The sequence below is a fragment of the Nonomuraea sp. NPDC049504 genome, assembly GCF_040676845.1.
In the GTDB taxonomy this organism is placed as follows: Bacteria; Actinomycetota; Actinomycetes; order Streptosporangiales; family Streptosporangiaceae; genus Nonomuraea; species Nonomuraea salmonea.
The window spans coordinates 174,148-188,223 of record NZ_JBFAPT010000008.1; the positions used below are offsets into that span (position 1 = coordinate 174,148).

The following is a 14,076-nucleotide window of genomic DNA, read 5'->3' on the forward strand; positions in this document are numbered from 1 at the left end:
AGCAGGAGATAGGGGCCACATGGCCAACGGTGCGGATTCACCTGGGCGGCGACCTGCTCATCCACGGGGTAAAGCCACCCGGCAACTGTGTGCCGGCGTCTACTTCGACCGGGACTTTCGCGACTCGGTGATCTGGCGGGTGCTGCTCGACCCCGCTCATCGCGTGGCGCCTTCGTACGGCTTCGATCTGGTGCCTGTTGTTGCGCACGCCAAGCGTGCGCTGATGCTGGAGGTCTGCGAGCGGCTCGGATTTCTCTCGGTGTTCGTCGGGGCATGGCTGGTCCTGCCCGCGCTTGCCCTCACGGTGGTGTGCATCCTGCTGCTCTGGCTGGCTGTGCGGCGCCTGGCTCGTACGCTGCCCGCGGTCGGGCGACGGCAGGCGCTGGAGGCAGTCGACCACTTCCTGCACCGCAGGCGATACCGCCGGCACAAGCGCGGGCTGGAGGAACTGCGACGCGAAGTGAGACTGCTGTTCATAGCGTGTGCAGCGCTCATCGTCACCCCCCTTCTGATGACGGGGCTGCAATATCAGTCCATCGAGAGCGTGCTCCGCATGGCGGTGGCGCTCATCGCCGCGCTGGCCCTCTTCGCGTTCACCGCGGCCGCAGGCCGACGGCTGGGTGCCAACCGCATGTGGGTCTCCGACTCGTTGGGTTTCGGACGGATGAGCCAGCGCATGAAACGCATCAGGGAACAGCAGGAGTCCGAGTACGCGATTTACCGGCGGCCTGTAACGAAAAGCGAGGAAGACGACGAGGACGAGGACGGTATCCGCCTGCGTTTGACGGCCGACTACTTCGAAGATCCGCAGGACATCTTCGTCGGCGCGGGCGAGCTCGTGCACAAGTGGCTTCCACCGCTCATCGTGCCCCTGCTCCCGGAGGCGGAAGCGCCCGAAGCCGAGGAAAGCGTCCGTGACTTCGAGCCGGACATGCTGGTGGACGTGCTGCACAAGGCTGTAGAGGAGGTCGGTGGGGAAAACGAGCCGACCTCGCTGCCGGGTCTCAGCATCGGGGATCGCATCTACGTAGAGGAGATGGTCCTGTCCAAGGATCGGGACCGCCTGCGACGCTCGCTCGATCCGGACGAGCGCAGGAAGATAATCAATAACCCCTACGGTCCCTTTCACCACTTCCTGGAGATCTCCACGTCGCCGACCGGTGAGGTGGTCGTGACGGTGTTCGTCCGCGTCACGATCAAGGCCAGAACGCTCTGTCTCGACTTCGCGGCCTGTGCCCTGACCCGGCTACCCAGAGAGTACGAAATCCTCGATCACTACGGCGAAAGAGGATGGGTGTCGGTGGTGCGGGAGGGACTCAAAGCGGTCCTGCGCCTGCCGGACGAGATTCTGGCCATGCGGCGCATCGCCGGTGTGCCTCGGCTGCTCCTGGCCTGGTTGCTGGCCCGCGTCGACTGGACGGTCCTGCCGCGCAGAGGGTCGGCCGTCGGGACGGCTCATCGAGTGCGCGAGGATCGCGCCACCCCCTGGCAAGATGCCGAGCACGACCGCGCCGAGATTCTCGGCCTGATGAAGATCATCGAGCAGCGGCTGTTATGGGCGACGGAGAAATTCCTGGAGGACCACGGTGTGGACACCTCCGAGTTCAAGAAGCGGGCGCAGCTGATCATCAGTGCAACGGTTCTCAACATGGGCCGAATGGAGATCCGTGACTCGGCCATCGGCAAGAACGCCTCCCGGACCAATCAGTACGGGTCCGATCAGCAACAGGAGCCCAACGACCAAAAGGACGGTGAATCATCGTGAGCCGGCTGCACGTCGACGGCATCCTGAACTACGGCGGCACCATGACTGTGCGCGACTCGGCGGTGGGCAGCAACGCCAAGGTGGTACGGACCGCCGGAGCGTCTCGCGACGAAGCCGCGGAGCGCGCCCAGGTGGGCGTGATCACCATCCTGCCGCTGGAGACCCGGGCCGTGCAGGCCGCACTCGGCCTGCGCAGGGATCGCGTCGGAGATCTCACGTTCTACCGGGCGGTCGTGGACGGAGTGACGGTGGCCGCCACCATGACTCTCGAACAGGGACAACGCTCGGCCATGGCCGCATACGCCAACCTTGTCGAAGCCTTCGACCCTGAGGTCACGGTGCTGGTGGGGATCGGTGGAGGTATCCACAAGTCCGTGGCCATCGGTGACGTGATCCTGGCCACGGAAATGGTCTACTACGACTTGCGCAAGGTCACGCCCTCCGGCACTCATCGCCGCGGTCAGACGCGGCCGGTGCCCGCTGGCGTCGGCCATGCGATCAACACCTTCCTGGCCGGTCTCGATGCGTCTCACCAGCTGACGATCGTAGATCCTGAGGGAACGTCGCGATCGCCGGCTGTGCATGCGGGCCCCATCGGGTCAGGGGAAGCGGTCATCGCGGACGAGGACGCCGCCGAGATCGCGTTCCTGGCATCGTTCAACGACAAGATCCTTGCCGTTGACATGGAAGCGGGTGGTCTCGGACAAGCTTGCCACGAACGCTCAGCCGCCTCGGGACGCCAGCATCGTTGGATGGTCATACGGGGCATCTCCGACCACGCCGATCAGCACAAGTCCGACACACCTCAGCAAGTCGCGGCTTGGCACGCCGCTCAAGTCCTGCGTCGTCTGCTGCCTTACCTCAAGACCAAGCGATGAACGACTTCACCCTGGGAGTGGTCAGCTCGATGGCGGCGACAGCACTCTCCGTCGCGGTGGGATGGGTTCTCTCTGCCCGTGCCCGCGACTGGGCCGTCGCTGTACTCTCGCACTATTCCGGGTTGGGGGTGCGCAAGCTGTACCGCCAGCAGCGGCGGGCGGCGGACGAATTGGCTACCGACCTGGCCCGCGCTCGGTGGGTTTGCGTGCTCACCGGCCGCGGCAACGAGCTCACGCGGGACGCCTTCGCCCCGATCTGGTCAGGCGCGGTACGCCCCCTCGATGCGGTGAAGGTGCTGCTGCCCGACCCCCGGCCGGGCTCCTGGCTGGTCAGGCGAGAGGAGTCGCTCCGTCGCTTCGACCGGGGGCTACGGCCCGGTATGTTGCTCGAGCAGGTGCGCAACAACGCGGAGTACGTGCGGGAAGCAGCGCAGCACATGGACGTCGTCGAGTTGCGCTTCTACGACATGCCGAACCTGTATCGCATCATTCTGACCGACGAAGTCGCGTACATAACGCTCTACGACGAGACCGAACACGGTCGTAACTCACCCTGTCTGGTTGCGCGACCACCGGGACTGCTCTACGGGCTTGCCCTGCGCATCTTCACCAGCGCCTGGGAGAGCAGCGGTTCCGCTCGCACCAGCCCTGCGAATTCGGACCTGGGAGGGTGACGGCTTGGCGCACCATCTGGCGGCCTGCGCCGGGACTCCTACGCCAACATGCGTTGATACGCGAGGGCGGACATATGCCCTCTGCACCTCCACCGAAGGCCCCGCAGGGGACGACAGGCTGGGATCGGTTCTCCATCTCGTTCCAGTGTGCACGCGAGGAGCATCTTCGGCACGTCCCGGCGCAACGGGACGTCGTCGACGACGGGCGAGGGCGCTGGTCATGACCAAGCGACACAGCTTGACGACCACCAGCGCCGCTTCTCGCATTGCTACGACACGCTAGTCGGCGGTGCGCAGCAGCATCGCCTCCACCTCGGCGCCGGCGTCGGCCGTGCACACGTACGTGGGCCTTCCCGTCGCCGGTTCGACGAAGTACAGGGTCGCCCGCTTGCCGCACCGCGAGCACCGGGCATCGGGCCCGCCACCGAGTTCGGCCAGCCCGACCTTGATCTCTGGGATCACGAAAGCCATGCGGGAAGCGTAGATCGGCAAGATCAGATCGTCCGTGGCGACAACCCGCCTTGCGAAATCATGCCCGTTCGTTGTTCCACCTGGGAGACGCCGACCCGAGTTCTGGGACGTCGGGCTCGGTAACGGCGGTCCTGGCTGGAGGGATTCCTCATCGTGGGCTTCTATGTGCGTACCAGCCTGAGGGTTGGACCGTTCCGTTTCACGCTTGGTCAGGCTGGGATGGGGGTCTCGACCGGGATTCCGGGGCTTCGGGCGGGGATGGGACCTCGGGGCAACGTTGTGCGCATGGGGCACGGCATGGTCTCCTACCGCACCACCGCGCCCGGACGTGACGTGGTCATGCACGATGCCGTCAGCCTGGTCCCGGCGCAGCCGAGCGACATAGTCCAGCAGTTGCAGCGGGCCGCCGCGCGCCGAGCGTACTGGCCGTTCGCGCTGGCCGCGCTGCTCGTAGCGGGGCTGGTGACAGGACGTTTCGGGCTGGTCGTCGTCGCGGTCGGGCTGCCTTTCGTGCTCTGGGTGGCGTTGCGCGATCGCGCGGCTCGCGCGGTCGTCGTCATGTACGACGTGACCGACGAGGCCGCCCGGCGCTTCGATCACCTCGTCGGCTCGATCGCCGGTCTCCAGCACGCCCACGGATTCTGGCTGATCACCGCATCGGGCGCGGTCATCGACGCCTACCAGTTCAAGGTGAACGCCGGCGCCTCCACACTGCTGCGCAGGCTGAACGCCGCGGCCCAGTTCGCGGGCCCGCGGATGCTGGTCACCAACCTCGCCGTCCCGACCTTGACCGCGGGCAGCCTGTCGGTGCACTTCCTCCCCGACCGCGTCCTGGTGCAGGACGGCCGCCACATCGCCGATCTCGCCTACCAGCACCTCCAGGTCGCCGTGGAACCTTCGCGCTTCATCGAGGAGGGGCCGGTGCCACGCGACGGCACGGTCGTGGGCTCCACGTGGCGCTACGTCAACGTCAAGGGCGGCCCCGACCGCCGCTTCAAGAACAACGCCCTCCTGCCGATCCTGCTGTACGGCAGGCTCATCCTGCGCAGCCACTGCGGCCTCCACCTCGCCTGGGACGCCTCACAGCCGCCGCTCGTCCACGCGGTGGCGACTGCGCTCCAGCACCTCATCGCCACCCACCCACCCGTCATCCACCCTTGAGAAGTCGCGAAACCGGCATGCCGGGAGCGTTTCCGCCGTGCCAGAGTGATCAGCATGCCCCCTGCGTACGTCACCGACGAGCCGCCGCTCACCTACGACGACAGCTTCGACGTGCCGGTCCTCTTCCGCGACAAGCCGGCGAGAAAGCCCAGTAAGCAGCGGCTGACGGCCCCGCTCAAACTGTGGACCGGTTCGGGCGCGTTCCCGTCGGCCGATGGCTGGTACGTCGCGACCACCACCTGGCGAGAGATCATCAAAGCCGCCACCGAGGTCGGCCGCGACGTCACCCCGCACTTACAGCATCAGCCGCGGTACGCGCACGGCGAGCTCATCGCCCGTGTCGCCCCGCTGTACGCCTATCTCGGCATGCACCTCGTGACATCCCAGCATTCCGTACGCGGCACAACAGGTCGGCGTCTGACCCTGAACCCGGTGTTCGCGTACGGCACCGAGCGAAGCGCGAAAAACGCGGCCTCCTACCGGCTGGGTATGACGATGGCCGAATGGGCCTGCCGCTCGCTGCTGGGCCTGGGCCAGACCGAGCACCTCGAACTGGGCGGCCCGATTCGGGCCTTGCGCGACACGTTCAAGGATCCGAAGGAAAGGCTGCCCGACTTATGGGGGCGGCACCAGGAAGAGGACCTGTACTGGCTGATCGAGGCCAAAGGCGGTGATGTGGGCCTCGGCACGCTCCGCAAGGGGTGGGCGCAGCTGAGCGCCGGCAGCACGATCCTCAGCGCGTACGCCCATCGCATTGTCCTGGTTGGGGCGTGCGTGCGGCCAGGGGAAGACCTGTTCCTCACCATCGACCACGATCGGCACCGAGGACGGCCGCCGATCGACCCGACCGGGTCTCGTACGGGTTATGAGTCAGCTGTCGGCGGGGCCACGCTCGAAGACCGGATCGGCGACAGCGATGACGCGCTTATCGGTGCGGCCCGCGCCCAGATGCTCGTCTACCTGGCGCTGCGCTCCGCTCCCACCTCGCAACTGCGCATCGTCCCTGTTGCCGCCGACCGCCGGTCGCGGCGTCGTCGGCGGTCCGAGATGGTCACACCTCTGGAGGGCGATGATGACACCCGCGCCATGCGGGCCGAAGCCCGTGCGGCGGCGCCCCAAACCGACAGACACACCCTGCGTGCCAGAGTCCGGGCCATGGGTTCCGATGACTTCCTCACCTGCCGCATTCCTGGGACCGAGGTGCACCTCGGGATGACGCGGAAGCTGTTCGCCGTCTGCGAGCGTCTCCGCGAGGAAGATCTCGCCATCGCTCAGCGCACCCCTGGGCTGCGCGCCGAGGACCGGCAGACCGATGTCCGGGACCTCAGTGATGACGCGCTGGAGGAACGGCGGCTCACGCAACGGAGGATCTTCCGGGAGCAGCAGGAGGAAGCTCGCCCCCGCCTGCGCCCTCTGCTCCGCAACGCTTACGAGCGGGGTGCGGCGAGCGAGTGGAGCAACCTGCTAGGCCGTCCCCAGGAGCCGGAATACGACCTGGGTAACGAGGAACGTCTCGAAGCGGCGACGCCGGAGACGTACCTGGCCGTCAGCCGTTACAACCTGCCGTAGCACCAGAGACGATCAGTGGTGGTGGTGGTGGAGTGTCACGTTCGCCTGCCTGGAGACTTCCTCGTTCGGGTCCCGTAGCAGGAGTTCCAGGATCTCTCGTGGGGTGGTGGGCCAGGTGGCGAGCCACCAGCGCACGTTCAGTGAGCGGTCCTTGGCGAGCAGCCGGAGGTCCTCCTCGTCCAGTTCCACGAATTTCAGCAGGGTCGCGCGGACGCGGGCCGAGCGGTCGCGGGTGAGGGTGTGGCGCTGCTCGGGAGTGGTGCGGGGGTTCTGGGCGACGCCGGCGCGGACGAGGGCGCTCCGCGAGGTCAGCAGGCGGGCGAGGACGTCGGGGAACGGGGTGCGGGCCGCCAGCGACTCGCGGACCTCTTCCGAGGGGTCGAGCAGCAGCTGTTCGGTGGTGTCGCGGTCGAGGGTCTCTTCCTCGGCGAGGAGGCGGCGGAGGTCCTCGTCGGGGGATTCGATGATCTTGCGCCGGACGCGCCGGTCGGCCTGCGGGTGGGAGGGCAGCTCCCAGCGCACCGACCCGTGCGGGTCGTCGACCAGAAACAGCAGGAGGTCGGCGGGGCAGGAGGGGTTGGCGGCCAGGGTCTGGCGGGTTCTGAGGTCGGGGTCGTTCGCCAGGGGGCGGAGCAGGTCCCAGGCGTCCACGTCGGTGCGGGCCGCCAGCACGCGCCGGACGGATCGGGACGGGTCGTTCGCCAGCACGGCCAGGACGTCCCTCGGTAAGGGGACGGCTTGTGCGGCGAGGACGCGGTGCCGCACCAGCCTGGCGTGCGCGAGACCGCGGAGATCGTCCTGAGGCGGCATGGCCCCTACTTCGGCGGGGCGCAGGAGGAGCGGGGGACGAGGCGGGTGGGGAGGCGGACGTGGCGCTGGGCGGGGTCGCGGCCGGCCAGCAGGTCGAGGAGCATCTCGACGGCTATCAGGCCCATCTGCTGGATCGGCTGCTCGACCGTCGTCAGGGGCGGGTCGCTCATCATGCTCTCGGGGACGTTGTCGAAGCCTATGACCGAGAGGTCGTCCGGGACGCGCAGGCCCATCGACGTGGCCACCTCGATCGTGGAGATGGCGGAGACGTCGTTCGCGGCGAAGATCGCGGTGGGCGGGTCGGGGAGGGTGAGCAGCTCACGGACGGTGTTGCGGGCGTCGGTCTCGTCGTAGCCGGCGACGCGGATGAGGGCGGGGTCCGGCGGGAGACCGGCGTCGGCCAGGGCGGAGCGGTAGCCCTCCTCGCGTAGCGGCCCCGACTCCAGGTCGCGGGGCGGCCGGCCGAGGAAGCCGATGCGCCGGTGGCCGAGGGCGATGAGGTGTTCGGTGGCCAGGCGGCCGCCCTGGAGGTTGTCGGCGTCGACCGTCGGGACGGTCTCGCGCCCGCTGTGCGGATCGACGGCCACGACGGGGGTGCCGCCGTCGACGTCGAGCACCGTGGGCGTGACCAGCACCGCGCCGTCGATGAGCGTGCCGGACAGGCGCGACAGGTAGCGCCGCTCCCAGCCGAGCCGGCCCGAGCCCTTGCCGCCGCCCGCGTAGACCACCAGCTCGTAGTCGGTGCCCCTGATCGCGCGGGCGGCGCCCTTGAGCAGCTCGGCGCTGAACGGCTCGATGTCCCAGACGAGGACACCGATCACGTTGGTGCGCTGGTTGCGCAGGCTGCGGGCCACGAGGCTGGACTCGTAGCCGAGCTCGGCGATCACCTCGCGCACCCGGTCGACGGTGGCCGCCGCCACGCCGTAGCGGTCGTTGAGCACCTTCGACACCGTCGCCACCGACACCCCGGCATGCTCGGCGACGTCGCGGATCGTCACGCGGCCACTGTTCACGGCGCCGATCCTAGCGCATGTAAAACGTTATCGATAACGATTGACATCGACGTGAGCGGACTTGCACCATGTCGGACTAACCGCAGCAAGACCGGCTGTGTGCGGTGTCATGCCGGAGCTTCGTCTCCGGCGGGTGCGCAGGAAGGTGAAGGACATGAAGACAGCGGTCGGATCCCCCAGACCACTGCTCGCGATCGGGCTCGCCGTGCTGACGGTGGGCGTCGCCGCCTGCGGGACCTCCGGTCCCCGGCAGGCCGGGAGCACTTCGGCGGACGCGGGAGGCCCTTCCGCGTGGATCATCAGCGGCGTCACCGCCAAGGCCTTCCAGAACTCCTTCGATTCCTGGAACGCGGCCCACGAAGGGCAGAAGTTCGCCATCCAGGAGTTCGCCAACGACCCCTACAAGCAGAAGATCCGCACCGCCGTCGGCGCGAAGCAGGCCCCCACGCTGATCTACGGCTGGGGCGGCGGCGTGCTCAAGTCGTACGTGGCCGCCGGCGCCGTCGAGGACCTGAGCGACCTCGCGGCGGACCCCGCGGTCAAGGACCGGTTCCTGCCCTCGATCGCCGCGGTAGGCAAGGTGGACGGCAAGACGTACGCGGTGCCGAACAACGGCGTCAAACCGGTGGTCGTCTACTACAACAAGGACCTGTTCGCCAAGATCGGCGCCCAGCCGCCCAAGACGTGGAACGAGCTGATGGCGCTGGTGCCGAAATTCACGGGGGCGGGCATCGCGCCGTTCACCGTGAGCGGCCAGGCCAAGTGGCCGCTGCTGCCGTGGCTGGCGTACCTGATCGACCGCATCGGCGGCCCCCGCGTCATGGACGACATCACCGCGGGTAAGCCGAACGCCTGGTCGGACCCGGCGGTGACGGAGGCCAACAAGAAGATCCAGGAGCTGGTCAAGGCGGGCGGCTTCGTCAAGGGCTTCTCCTCGATCTCCACCGACAGCGGCGCCGACGTGGCCCTGCTCTACACCGGCAAGGCCGCGATGACGCTCGGCCTGCCCGCGACGTACCAGACGATCAAGACGGCGAACCCGCAGTTCGTCAAGGACGGCAAGCTCGGTTACGTGCCGTTCCCCGTGGTGGAGGGCGGCAAGGGCGACCCCGCGAACGTGGTGGGCAACCCGACCAACTTCTGGTCGATCTCGGCGGCGGCGACGCCGGAGCAGAAGCAGGCGGCCCGTGAGTACGTCAAGAGCGACCTGCTGAACGAGAAGTACGCCGCCGACCTGCTGGCCGTCGGCAACGTTCCGCCGGTGGAAGGAGCGGAGGACGCCATCGCCGCGTCCGACGACCCCGCGTACTACTCGATGATCTACGAGACGGCGAAGAAGGCTCCGAACTTCCAGCTCAGCCTGGACCAGGCGCTCGCCCCCGAGGCGGGCGACAAGCTGCTGACCACGCTGCAGCAGGTCTTCCTCGAAGAGATCACCCCAGAGCAGTTCGCCACCACCATGAACGCCACGATCACCGGCTGAGGCGATGCACGTGTCCGCAACCCGAGCCCGCACCCGCAGCGGGCTGTTCACCCTGCCGGCGCTGGTGATGTTCGTGGTGTTCGCCGTGGTCCCGCTCGCGGGCGCGGTGGTCCTCAGCCTCACCCGGTGGGACGGCCTCGGCGAGATCTCGTGGGAGGGCCTCGGCAACTGGGCCGAGGTGCTGCACGACCCGGTGACCGGCAACGCGCTCCTGCTCACCCTCAAGATCATGGTGTTCTCGTGGGTGGTGCAGACGCCGATCAGCCTGCTGCTCGGCGTGTTCACCGCGGGGACCCAGCGCTACCGGGCGGTGCTCGCCGTGCTGTACTTCCTGCCGCTGCTGCTCTCGTCGGCCGCCGTGGCCATCGCGTTCAAGGCCGTGCTCGACCCGAACTTCGGCCTCGGCGGGGTGCCGGGCCTCGGTTTCCTCAGCCTCGACTGGCTCGGCGACCCCGACCTCGTGCTGTACGTCGTGATCTTCGTGATCGCGTGGCAGTTCGTGCCCTTCCACACCCTGCTCTACCAGGCCGCCGTCCGGCAGATCCCGGCCTCCCTGTACGAGGCCGCCGACATCGACGGCGCCGGCCGCGTCAAGCAGTTCCGCTACGTCACCCTGCCGCAGCTCCGCAACACCGTCGTCACGTCGTCCACACTCATGGTGACCGGCTCGCTGACGTACTTCGACGTGGTGTTCGTGCTCACCGGCGGCGGTCCTGGCAACGCGACACGGCTGCTCCCGCTCGACATGTACCTCACCGGCTTCTCGGCCAACGACATGGGCAAGGCCAGCGTGCTCGCCGTGATCCTGGTCGTGACCGGGCTGGCGCTGGCCTTCTCGTTGACCAAGTACACCGGCTTCGCCCGCATGCGCAGCGAACAGGAAGGGCTCTGATGGCCACCACCCTGACCAGGACCAAGGTACGGCGGCTGCCCAACGTCGGCGCCGGCATCGGCGGCCTCGTCTGGCTGGCCGTCATCATCGTGCCCATCTACTACGTGGTGATCTCCAGCCTGCGCAGCCAGACCGGCTTCTTCGCCAGCAACCCGCTGGCCCTGCCGGACAGCGTCTCGCTCGACAACTACGCGCTGGTGCTGGAGAGCGGGTTCGGCCGCTACTTCCTCAACAGCGTCATCATCACGGTGGTCTCGGTCGTGGTGACGGTCGCGTTCTCGCTGATGGCGGCGTACGGGGTGGTGCGCGGGGAGGGCAGGCTCGCGCGTACGGGCTTCTCGGTCTTCCTGCTGGGCCTGGCGATCCCGGTGCACGCCACGATCATCCCGCTCTACTACATGATCACCCGCCTGCACCTGTACGACAGCCTGCTCGCGCTGATCCTGCCGTCCATCGGCTTCGCGATCCCGATCACGGTGCTGATCCTGGCGAACTTCATCCGCGACATCCCCAGGGAGCTGTTCGAGTCGATGCGGATGGACGGGGCGGGCGACTGGGTCATGCTGTGGCGGCTGGTGCTGCCGCTGGCCCGTCCGGCCCTGGTCACGGTCGGCATCTACGACGCGCTGCACGTCTGGAACGGCTTCCTGTTCCCCCTCATCCTCACCCAGAGCCCCGACCTGCGCGTGCTGCCGATGGCGCTGTGGGCGTTCCAGGGCGAGTTCACCGTGGACGTGCCCGCGGTGCTGGCCGCCGTGGTGCTGTCCACCCTGCCCATGCTCGTCGCGTACGTGCTGGGCCGCCGCCACCTCGTACGCGGCCTCACGGCCGGCTTCGGCAAATGACCCTCAACCCAAGGAGAGATCCCCTCACCATGCACGACGAGTCCGCAAGGCTGCACATCGACGGCGACCGACTGGTGACCGCGTCCGGCGAGACGGTTCGCCTGCGCGGCGTCGGGCTCGGCGGCTGGATGAACATGGAGAACTTCATCACCGGCTACCCCTCGACCGAGGAGCTGCAGCGCGCCGCGCTGCGCCGGGTGCTCGGGCAGGACGTCTACGACGCCTTCTTCGAGCGTTTCCTGGAGGTGTTCTTCACCGACGACGACGCGCGCTTCCTCGCCGATCTCGGCATGAACAGCGTCAGGGTGCCGTTCAACTACCGGCACTTCGAGGACGACGACCGGCCGATGCGGCTCAAGGAGGAAGGTTTCCTGCTGCTCGACCGGGTGATCGAGACGTGCGCGCGGCACGGCCTCTACACCGTGCTCGACCTGCACGCCGCGCCCGGCTACCACAACCAGCGCTGGCACAGCGACAACCCCACGCACCGGTCGCTGTTCTGGACGCACCGGCACTTCCAGGACCGGGTCGTGCACCTGTGGGAGGCGCTGGCCGACCGGTACAAGGACAACCCGTGGGTCGCGGGCTACAACCCGCTCAACGAGCCGGCCGACCCGTCGGGCGAGCGCATCGGGCCGTTCTACGAGCGGCTGCACGCCGCGATCAGAGCCGTCGATCCGTCGCACGTCCTCTTCCTGGACGGCAACCGGCACGCCACCGACTTCGAGCTGTTCGCCGACCCGCTGCCCGGCACGGTCTACACCGTGCACGACTACGCGCTGGCCGGCTTCGCCGACAGCGGCGACTACCCGGGCCTCTCGCGGGGGCGGCACGTCGATCGCGACTACCTGGAGGCCAGGTTCCTGGAGCGGGCGGAGTACATGCGGCGTACCGGGACGCCGATCTGGGTGGGGGAGTTCGGGCCGGTCTACAGCACGCCGTACGGGGGCGACCCGGCGCTCGACGGCGCCCGGTACCGCGTGCTGGCCGACCAGCTCGGCATCTACGACGCGTACGGGGCCGGCTGGAGCCTGTGGACGTACAAGGACATCGGGTTGCAGGGCGTCGTTCACGCCGCCGCGGACTCGCCGTACCTGCGCAGGATCGCGCCTGTCCTGGAGAAGAAGGCCCGGCTGGGCGTGGACGTGTGGGGCGGCGTGGACACCGGCGTCCGGCACCTGCTGGAGCCGATCGAGCGGACCGTGGCCGAGGAGTTCCCGGGTTTCGACCCGCCGCCGTTCGGCCAGCGGCAGTGGATCCACGTGCTGGTGCGGCACATCCTGCTGGCCGAGCCCATGGTGGACGAGTTCGCCGCGCTCTTCGCCGGCATCGACGCGGAACAGGCCAGGGAGCTGGCGGACTCGTTCCGGTTCGACCGCTGCGCCGTACGGGCCCCCCTCGCCGAGACGCTGAGGAAGCACCTGTGAAGATCACCGAGATCGAGACCCTGACCCGGGGCAAGCTCGCCGTCGTCCTGGTCCGTACCGACGACGGCCTGGAGGGCATCGGGCAGACCGCGCCGTACGAGGCGGCCACCACGGTCAGCGTGCTGCACTCGATGGTCGCGCCGATGTTCGTCGGCCGCGACCCGTGGGACGCCGAGGCGCTGGTCGACGCCTGCCTGCGGACGCACTACAAGTTCCCGAGCAGCTTCCTGCACCGCGCGCTCGCCGGGGTGGAGACGGCGCTCTGGGACATCATGGGCAAGGCGGCGGGCCGGCCGGTGTGCCAGCTGATCGGCGGGCACGCGCGCACGTCCGTCCCCATGTACGCCTCCAGCATGTCCCGCGCCATCACCCCCGAGGACGAGGCGGAGCGGCTCGGCCGGCTCATCGCCGAGCAGGGGTTCCGCGCGGTCAAGATCCGGGTGGGGGAGGCGATGGGGCGCGACGGCGACGCGGCGCCGGGGCGTACCGAGCGGATCATCACGCACCTGCGCGACGCGCTCGGCCCCGACGTCGACCTGTCGGCGGACGCCAACGGCGGGTACTCGGTGCCCAGGGCGATCAGGGTCGGCCGGATGCTGGAGGAGCACGGCTACTTCCACTTCGAGGAGCCCTGCCCGTTCACCGACCTCGAAGCGACCGCCCAGGTCACGGCGGCCCTCGACATCGCGGTCTCCGGCGGCGAGCAGGACTTCTCGCTGCCGCAGTTCGGCCGCATGATCGCGATGCGCGCGGTGGACATCGTGCAGCCCGACATCGGCTACATCGGCGGCATCTCGCGCGCCCGCAAGGTCGCCGTGCTCGCCGAGGCGGCCGGGATCCCGTGCACGCCGCACTGCGCGAACGACTCCCTGCTGCGCGTCTTCACCCTGCATCTCGCCGCGGCGATGCCGGCCTGCGCGCATCCGCAGGAGTGGAGCATCGAGACCACCCCGTGGACGCGGGACGTCTACGGGCCGATGCCCGAGGTGCGCGACGGCGAAGTCCCGGTGCCGACGGAGCCCGGCTGGGGCGTCGAGCTGCTGCCGTCCTTCGCCCGCACCGCCGACCGGGCCCTGACCCGCGCCTGA

At 68.5% G+C, this 14,076-nt stretch carries 13 protein-coding genes and 1 pseudogene; 11 read left to right on the forward strand and 3 right to left on the reverse strand.

Annotated features, from left to right (window positions below):
• Nucleotides 1–19: 19 nt before the first annotated feature.
• The 3 genes from AB0K28_RS17680 to AB0K28_RS17690 are packed head-to-tail and all read left to right on the forward strand — an operon-like array spanning nt 20 to nt 3,317.
• Complete coding sequence (locus tag AB0K28_RS17680; RefSeq protein WP_364370864.1) at nt 20–1,765, forward strand: hypothetical protein; 1,746 nt, start codon at nt 20–22, stop codon at nt 1,763–1,765.
• Nucleotides 1,762–2,643: a 5'-methylthioadenosine/S-adenosylhomocysteine nucleosidase gene (locus AB0K28_RS17685; protein ID WP_364370866.1), complete on the forward strand. Its 882-nt coding sequence runs from the start codon at nt 1,762–1,764 to the stop codon at nt 2,641–2,643. Before AB0K28_RS17680 ends, AB0K28_RS17685 begins: the two co-directional genes overlap by 4 nt.
• A complete protein-coding gene (locus AB0K28_RS17690) occupies nt 2,640–3,317 on the forward strand; it encodes a hypothetical protein (RefSeq protein WP_364370868.1) in 678 nt (225 codons plus the stop codon). Before AB0K28_RS17685 ends, AB0K28_RS17690 begins: the two co-directional genes overlap by 4 nt.
• 279 nt (nt 3,318–3,596) lie before the next feature.
• Here AB0K28_RS17690 and AB0K28_RS17695 read toward each other — a convergent pair whose 3' ends face one another.
• Nucleotides 3,597–3,788, reverse strand: coding sequence for a hypothetical protein (locus tag AB0K28_RS17695; protein WP_364370870.1), 192 nt, complete (start codon nt 3,786–3,788; stop codon nt 3,597–3,599).
• Between the two features lie 165 nt (nt 3,789–3,953).
• Between AB0K28_RS17695 and AB0K28_RS17700 the strand changes: the two are divergent.
• From AB0K28_RS17700 to AB0K28_RS17710, 3 genes and pseudogenes are all read left to right on the forward strand, one after another.
• A pseudogene (locus AB0K28_RS17700) lies at nt 3,954–4,070 on the forward strand (DUF4236 domain-containing protein); the annotation flags it as partial.
• A 3-nt stretch (nt 4,071–4,073) separates the two neighbouring features.
• Nucleotides 4,074–4,949, forward strand: coding sequence for a hypothetical protein (locus tag AB0K28_RS17705; protein ID WP_364371207.1), 876 nt, complete (start codon nt 4,074–4,076; stop codon nt 4,947–4,949).
• 54 nt (nt 4,950–5,003) lie between these two features.
• Nucleotides 5,004–6,518 (forward strand): hypothetical protein, encoded by a 1,515-nt coding sequence (locus AB0K28_RS17710; RefSeq protein ID WP_364370872.1) that lies wholly within the window; start codon nt 5,004–5,006, stop codon nt 6,516–6,518.
• Nucleotides 6,519–6,530: 12 nt separating this feature from the next.
• Here the strand turns inward: AB0K28_RS17710 and AB0K28_RS17715 are convergent, their stop codons facing one another.
• On the reverse strand, nt 6,531–7,328 hold the full coding sequence (locus AB0K28_RS17715; protein WP_364370874.1) for a hypothetical protein: 798 nt from the start codon (nt 7,326–7,328) through the stop codon (nt 6,531–6,533).
• Between the two features lie 5 nt (nt 7,329–7,333).
• On the reverse strand, nt 7,334–8,341 hold the full coding sequence (locus AB0K28_RS17720; protein WP_364370876.1) for a LacI family DNA-binding transcriptional regulator: 1,008 nt from the start codon (nt 8,339–8,341) through the stop codon (nt 7,334–7,336).
• Nucleotides 8,342–8,495: 154 nt separating this feature from the next.
• Here AB0K28_RS17720 and AB0K28_RS17725 point away from each other — a divergent pair, with 154 nt between their 5' ends.
• The 5 genes from AB0K28_RS17725 to AB0K28_RS17745 are packed head-to-tail and all read left to right on the forward strand — an operon-like array spanning nt 8,496 to nt 14,076.
• Nucleotides 8,496–9,824 carry an extracellular solute-binding protein gene (locus tag AB0K28_RS17725; RefSeq protein WP_364370878.1) on the forward strand — a complete coding sequence of 443 codons (1,329 nt, stop codon included), beginning with the start codon at nt 8,496–8,498 and terminating at the stop codon, nt 9,822–9,824.
• Nucleotides 9,825–9,828: 4 nt separating this feature from the next.
• A complete protein-coding gene (locus AB0K28_RS17730; RefSeq protein WP_345388493.1) occupies nt 9,829–10,716 on the forward strand; it encodes a sugar ABC transporter permease in 888 nt (295 codons plus the stop codon).
• A complete protein-coding gene (locus AB0K28_RS17735; RefSeq protein WP_364370880.1) occupies nt 10,716–11,561 on the forward strand; it encodes a carbohydrate ABC transporter permease in 846 nt (281 codons plus the stop codon). Before AB0K28_RS17730 ends, AB0K28_RS17735 begins: the two co-directional genes overlap by 1 nt.
• A gap of 29 nt (nt 11,562–11,590) precedes the next feature.
• A complete protein-coding gene (locus AB0K28_RS17740) occupies nt 11,591–12,988 on the forward strand; it encodes a cellulase family glycosylhydrolase (protein ID WP_364370882.1) in 1,398 nt (465 codons plus the stop codon).
• A complete protein-coding gene (locus AB0K28_RS17745) occupies nt 12,985–14,076 on the forward strand; it encodes a mandelate racemase/muconate lactonizing enzyme family protein (protein ID WP_364370884.1) in 1,092 nt (363 codons plus the stop codon). Before AB0K28_RS17740 ends, AB0K28_RS17745 begins: the two co-directional genes overlap by 4 nt.

Coding starts and splice junctions, on each gene's coding strand:
- AB0K28_RS17725 (WP_364370878.1), top strand. CDS start 8,496: ATGAAGACAGCGGTCGGATCCCCCAGACCACTGCTCGCGATCGGGCTC.
- AB0K28_RS17695 (WP_364370870.1), bottom strand. CDS start 3,788: ATGGCTTTCGTGATCCCAGAGATCAAGGTCGGGCTGGCCGAACTCGGT.
- AB0K28_RS17680 (WP_364370864.1), top strand. CDS start 20: ATGGCCAACGGTGCGGATTCACCTGGGCGGCGACCTGCTCATCCACGG.
- AB0K28_RS17710 (WP_364370872.1), top strand. CDS start 5,004: ATGCCCCCTGCGTACGTCACCGACGAGCCGCCGCTCACCTACGACGAC.
- AB0K28_RS17740 (WP_364370882.1), top strand. CDS start 11,591: ATGCACGACGAGTCCGCAAGGCTGCACATCGACGGCGACCGACTGGTG.
- AB0K28_RS17730 (WP_345388493.1), top strand. CDS start 9,829: ATGCACGTGTCCGCAACCCGAGCCCGCACCCGCAGCGGGCTGTTCACC.
- AB0K28_RS17690 (WP_364370868.1), top strand. CDS start 2,640: ATGAACGACTTCACCCTGGGAGTGGTCAGCTCGATGGCGGCGACAGCA.
- AB0K28_RS17735 (WP_364370880.1), top strand. CDS start 10,716: ATGGCCACCACCCTGACCAGGACCAAGGTACGGCGGCTGCCCAACGTC.
- AB0K28_RS17715 (WP_364370874.1), bottom strand. CDS start 7,328: ATGCCGCCTCAGGACGATCTCCGCGGTCTCGCGCACGCCAGGCTGGTG.
- AB0K28_RS17705 (WP_364371207.1), top strand. CDS start 4,074: ATGGGGCACGGCATGGTCTCCTACCGCACCACCGCGCCCGGACGTGAC.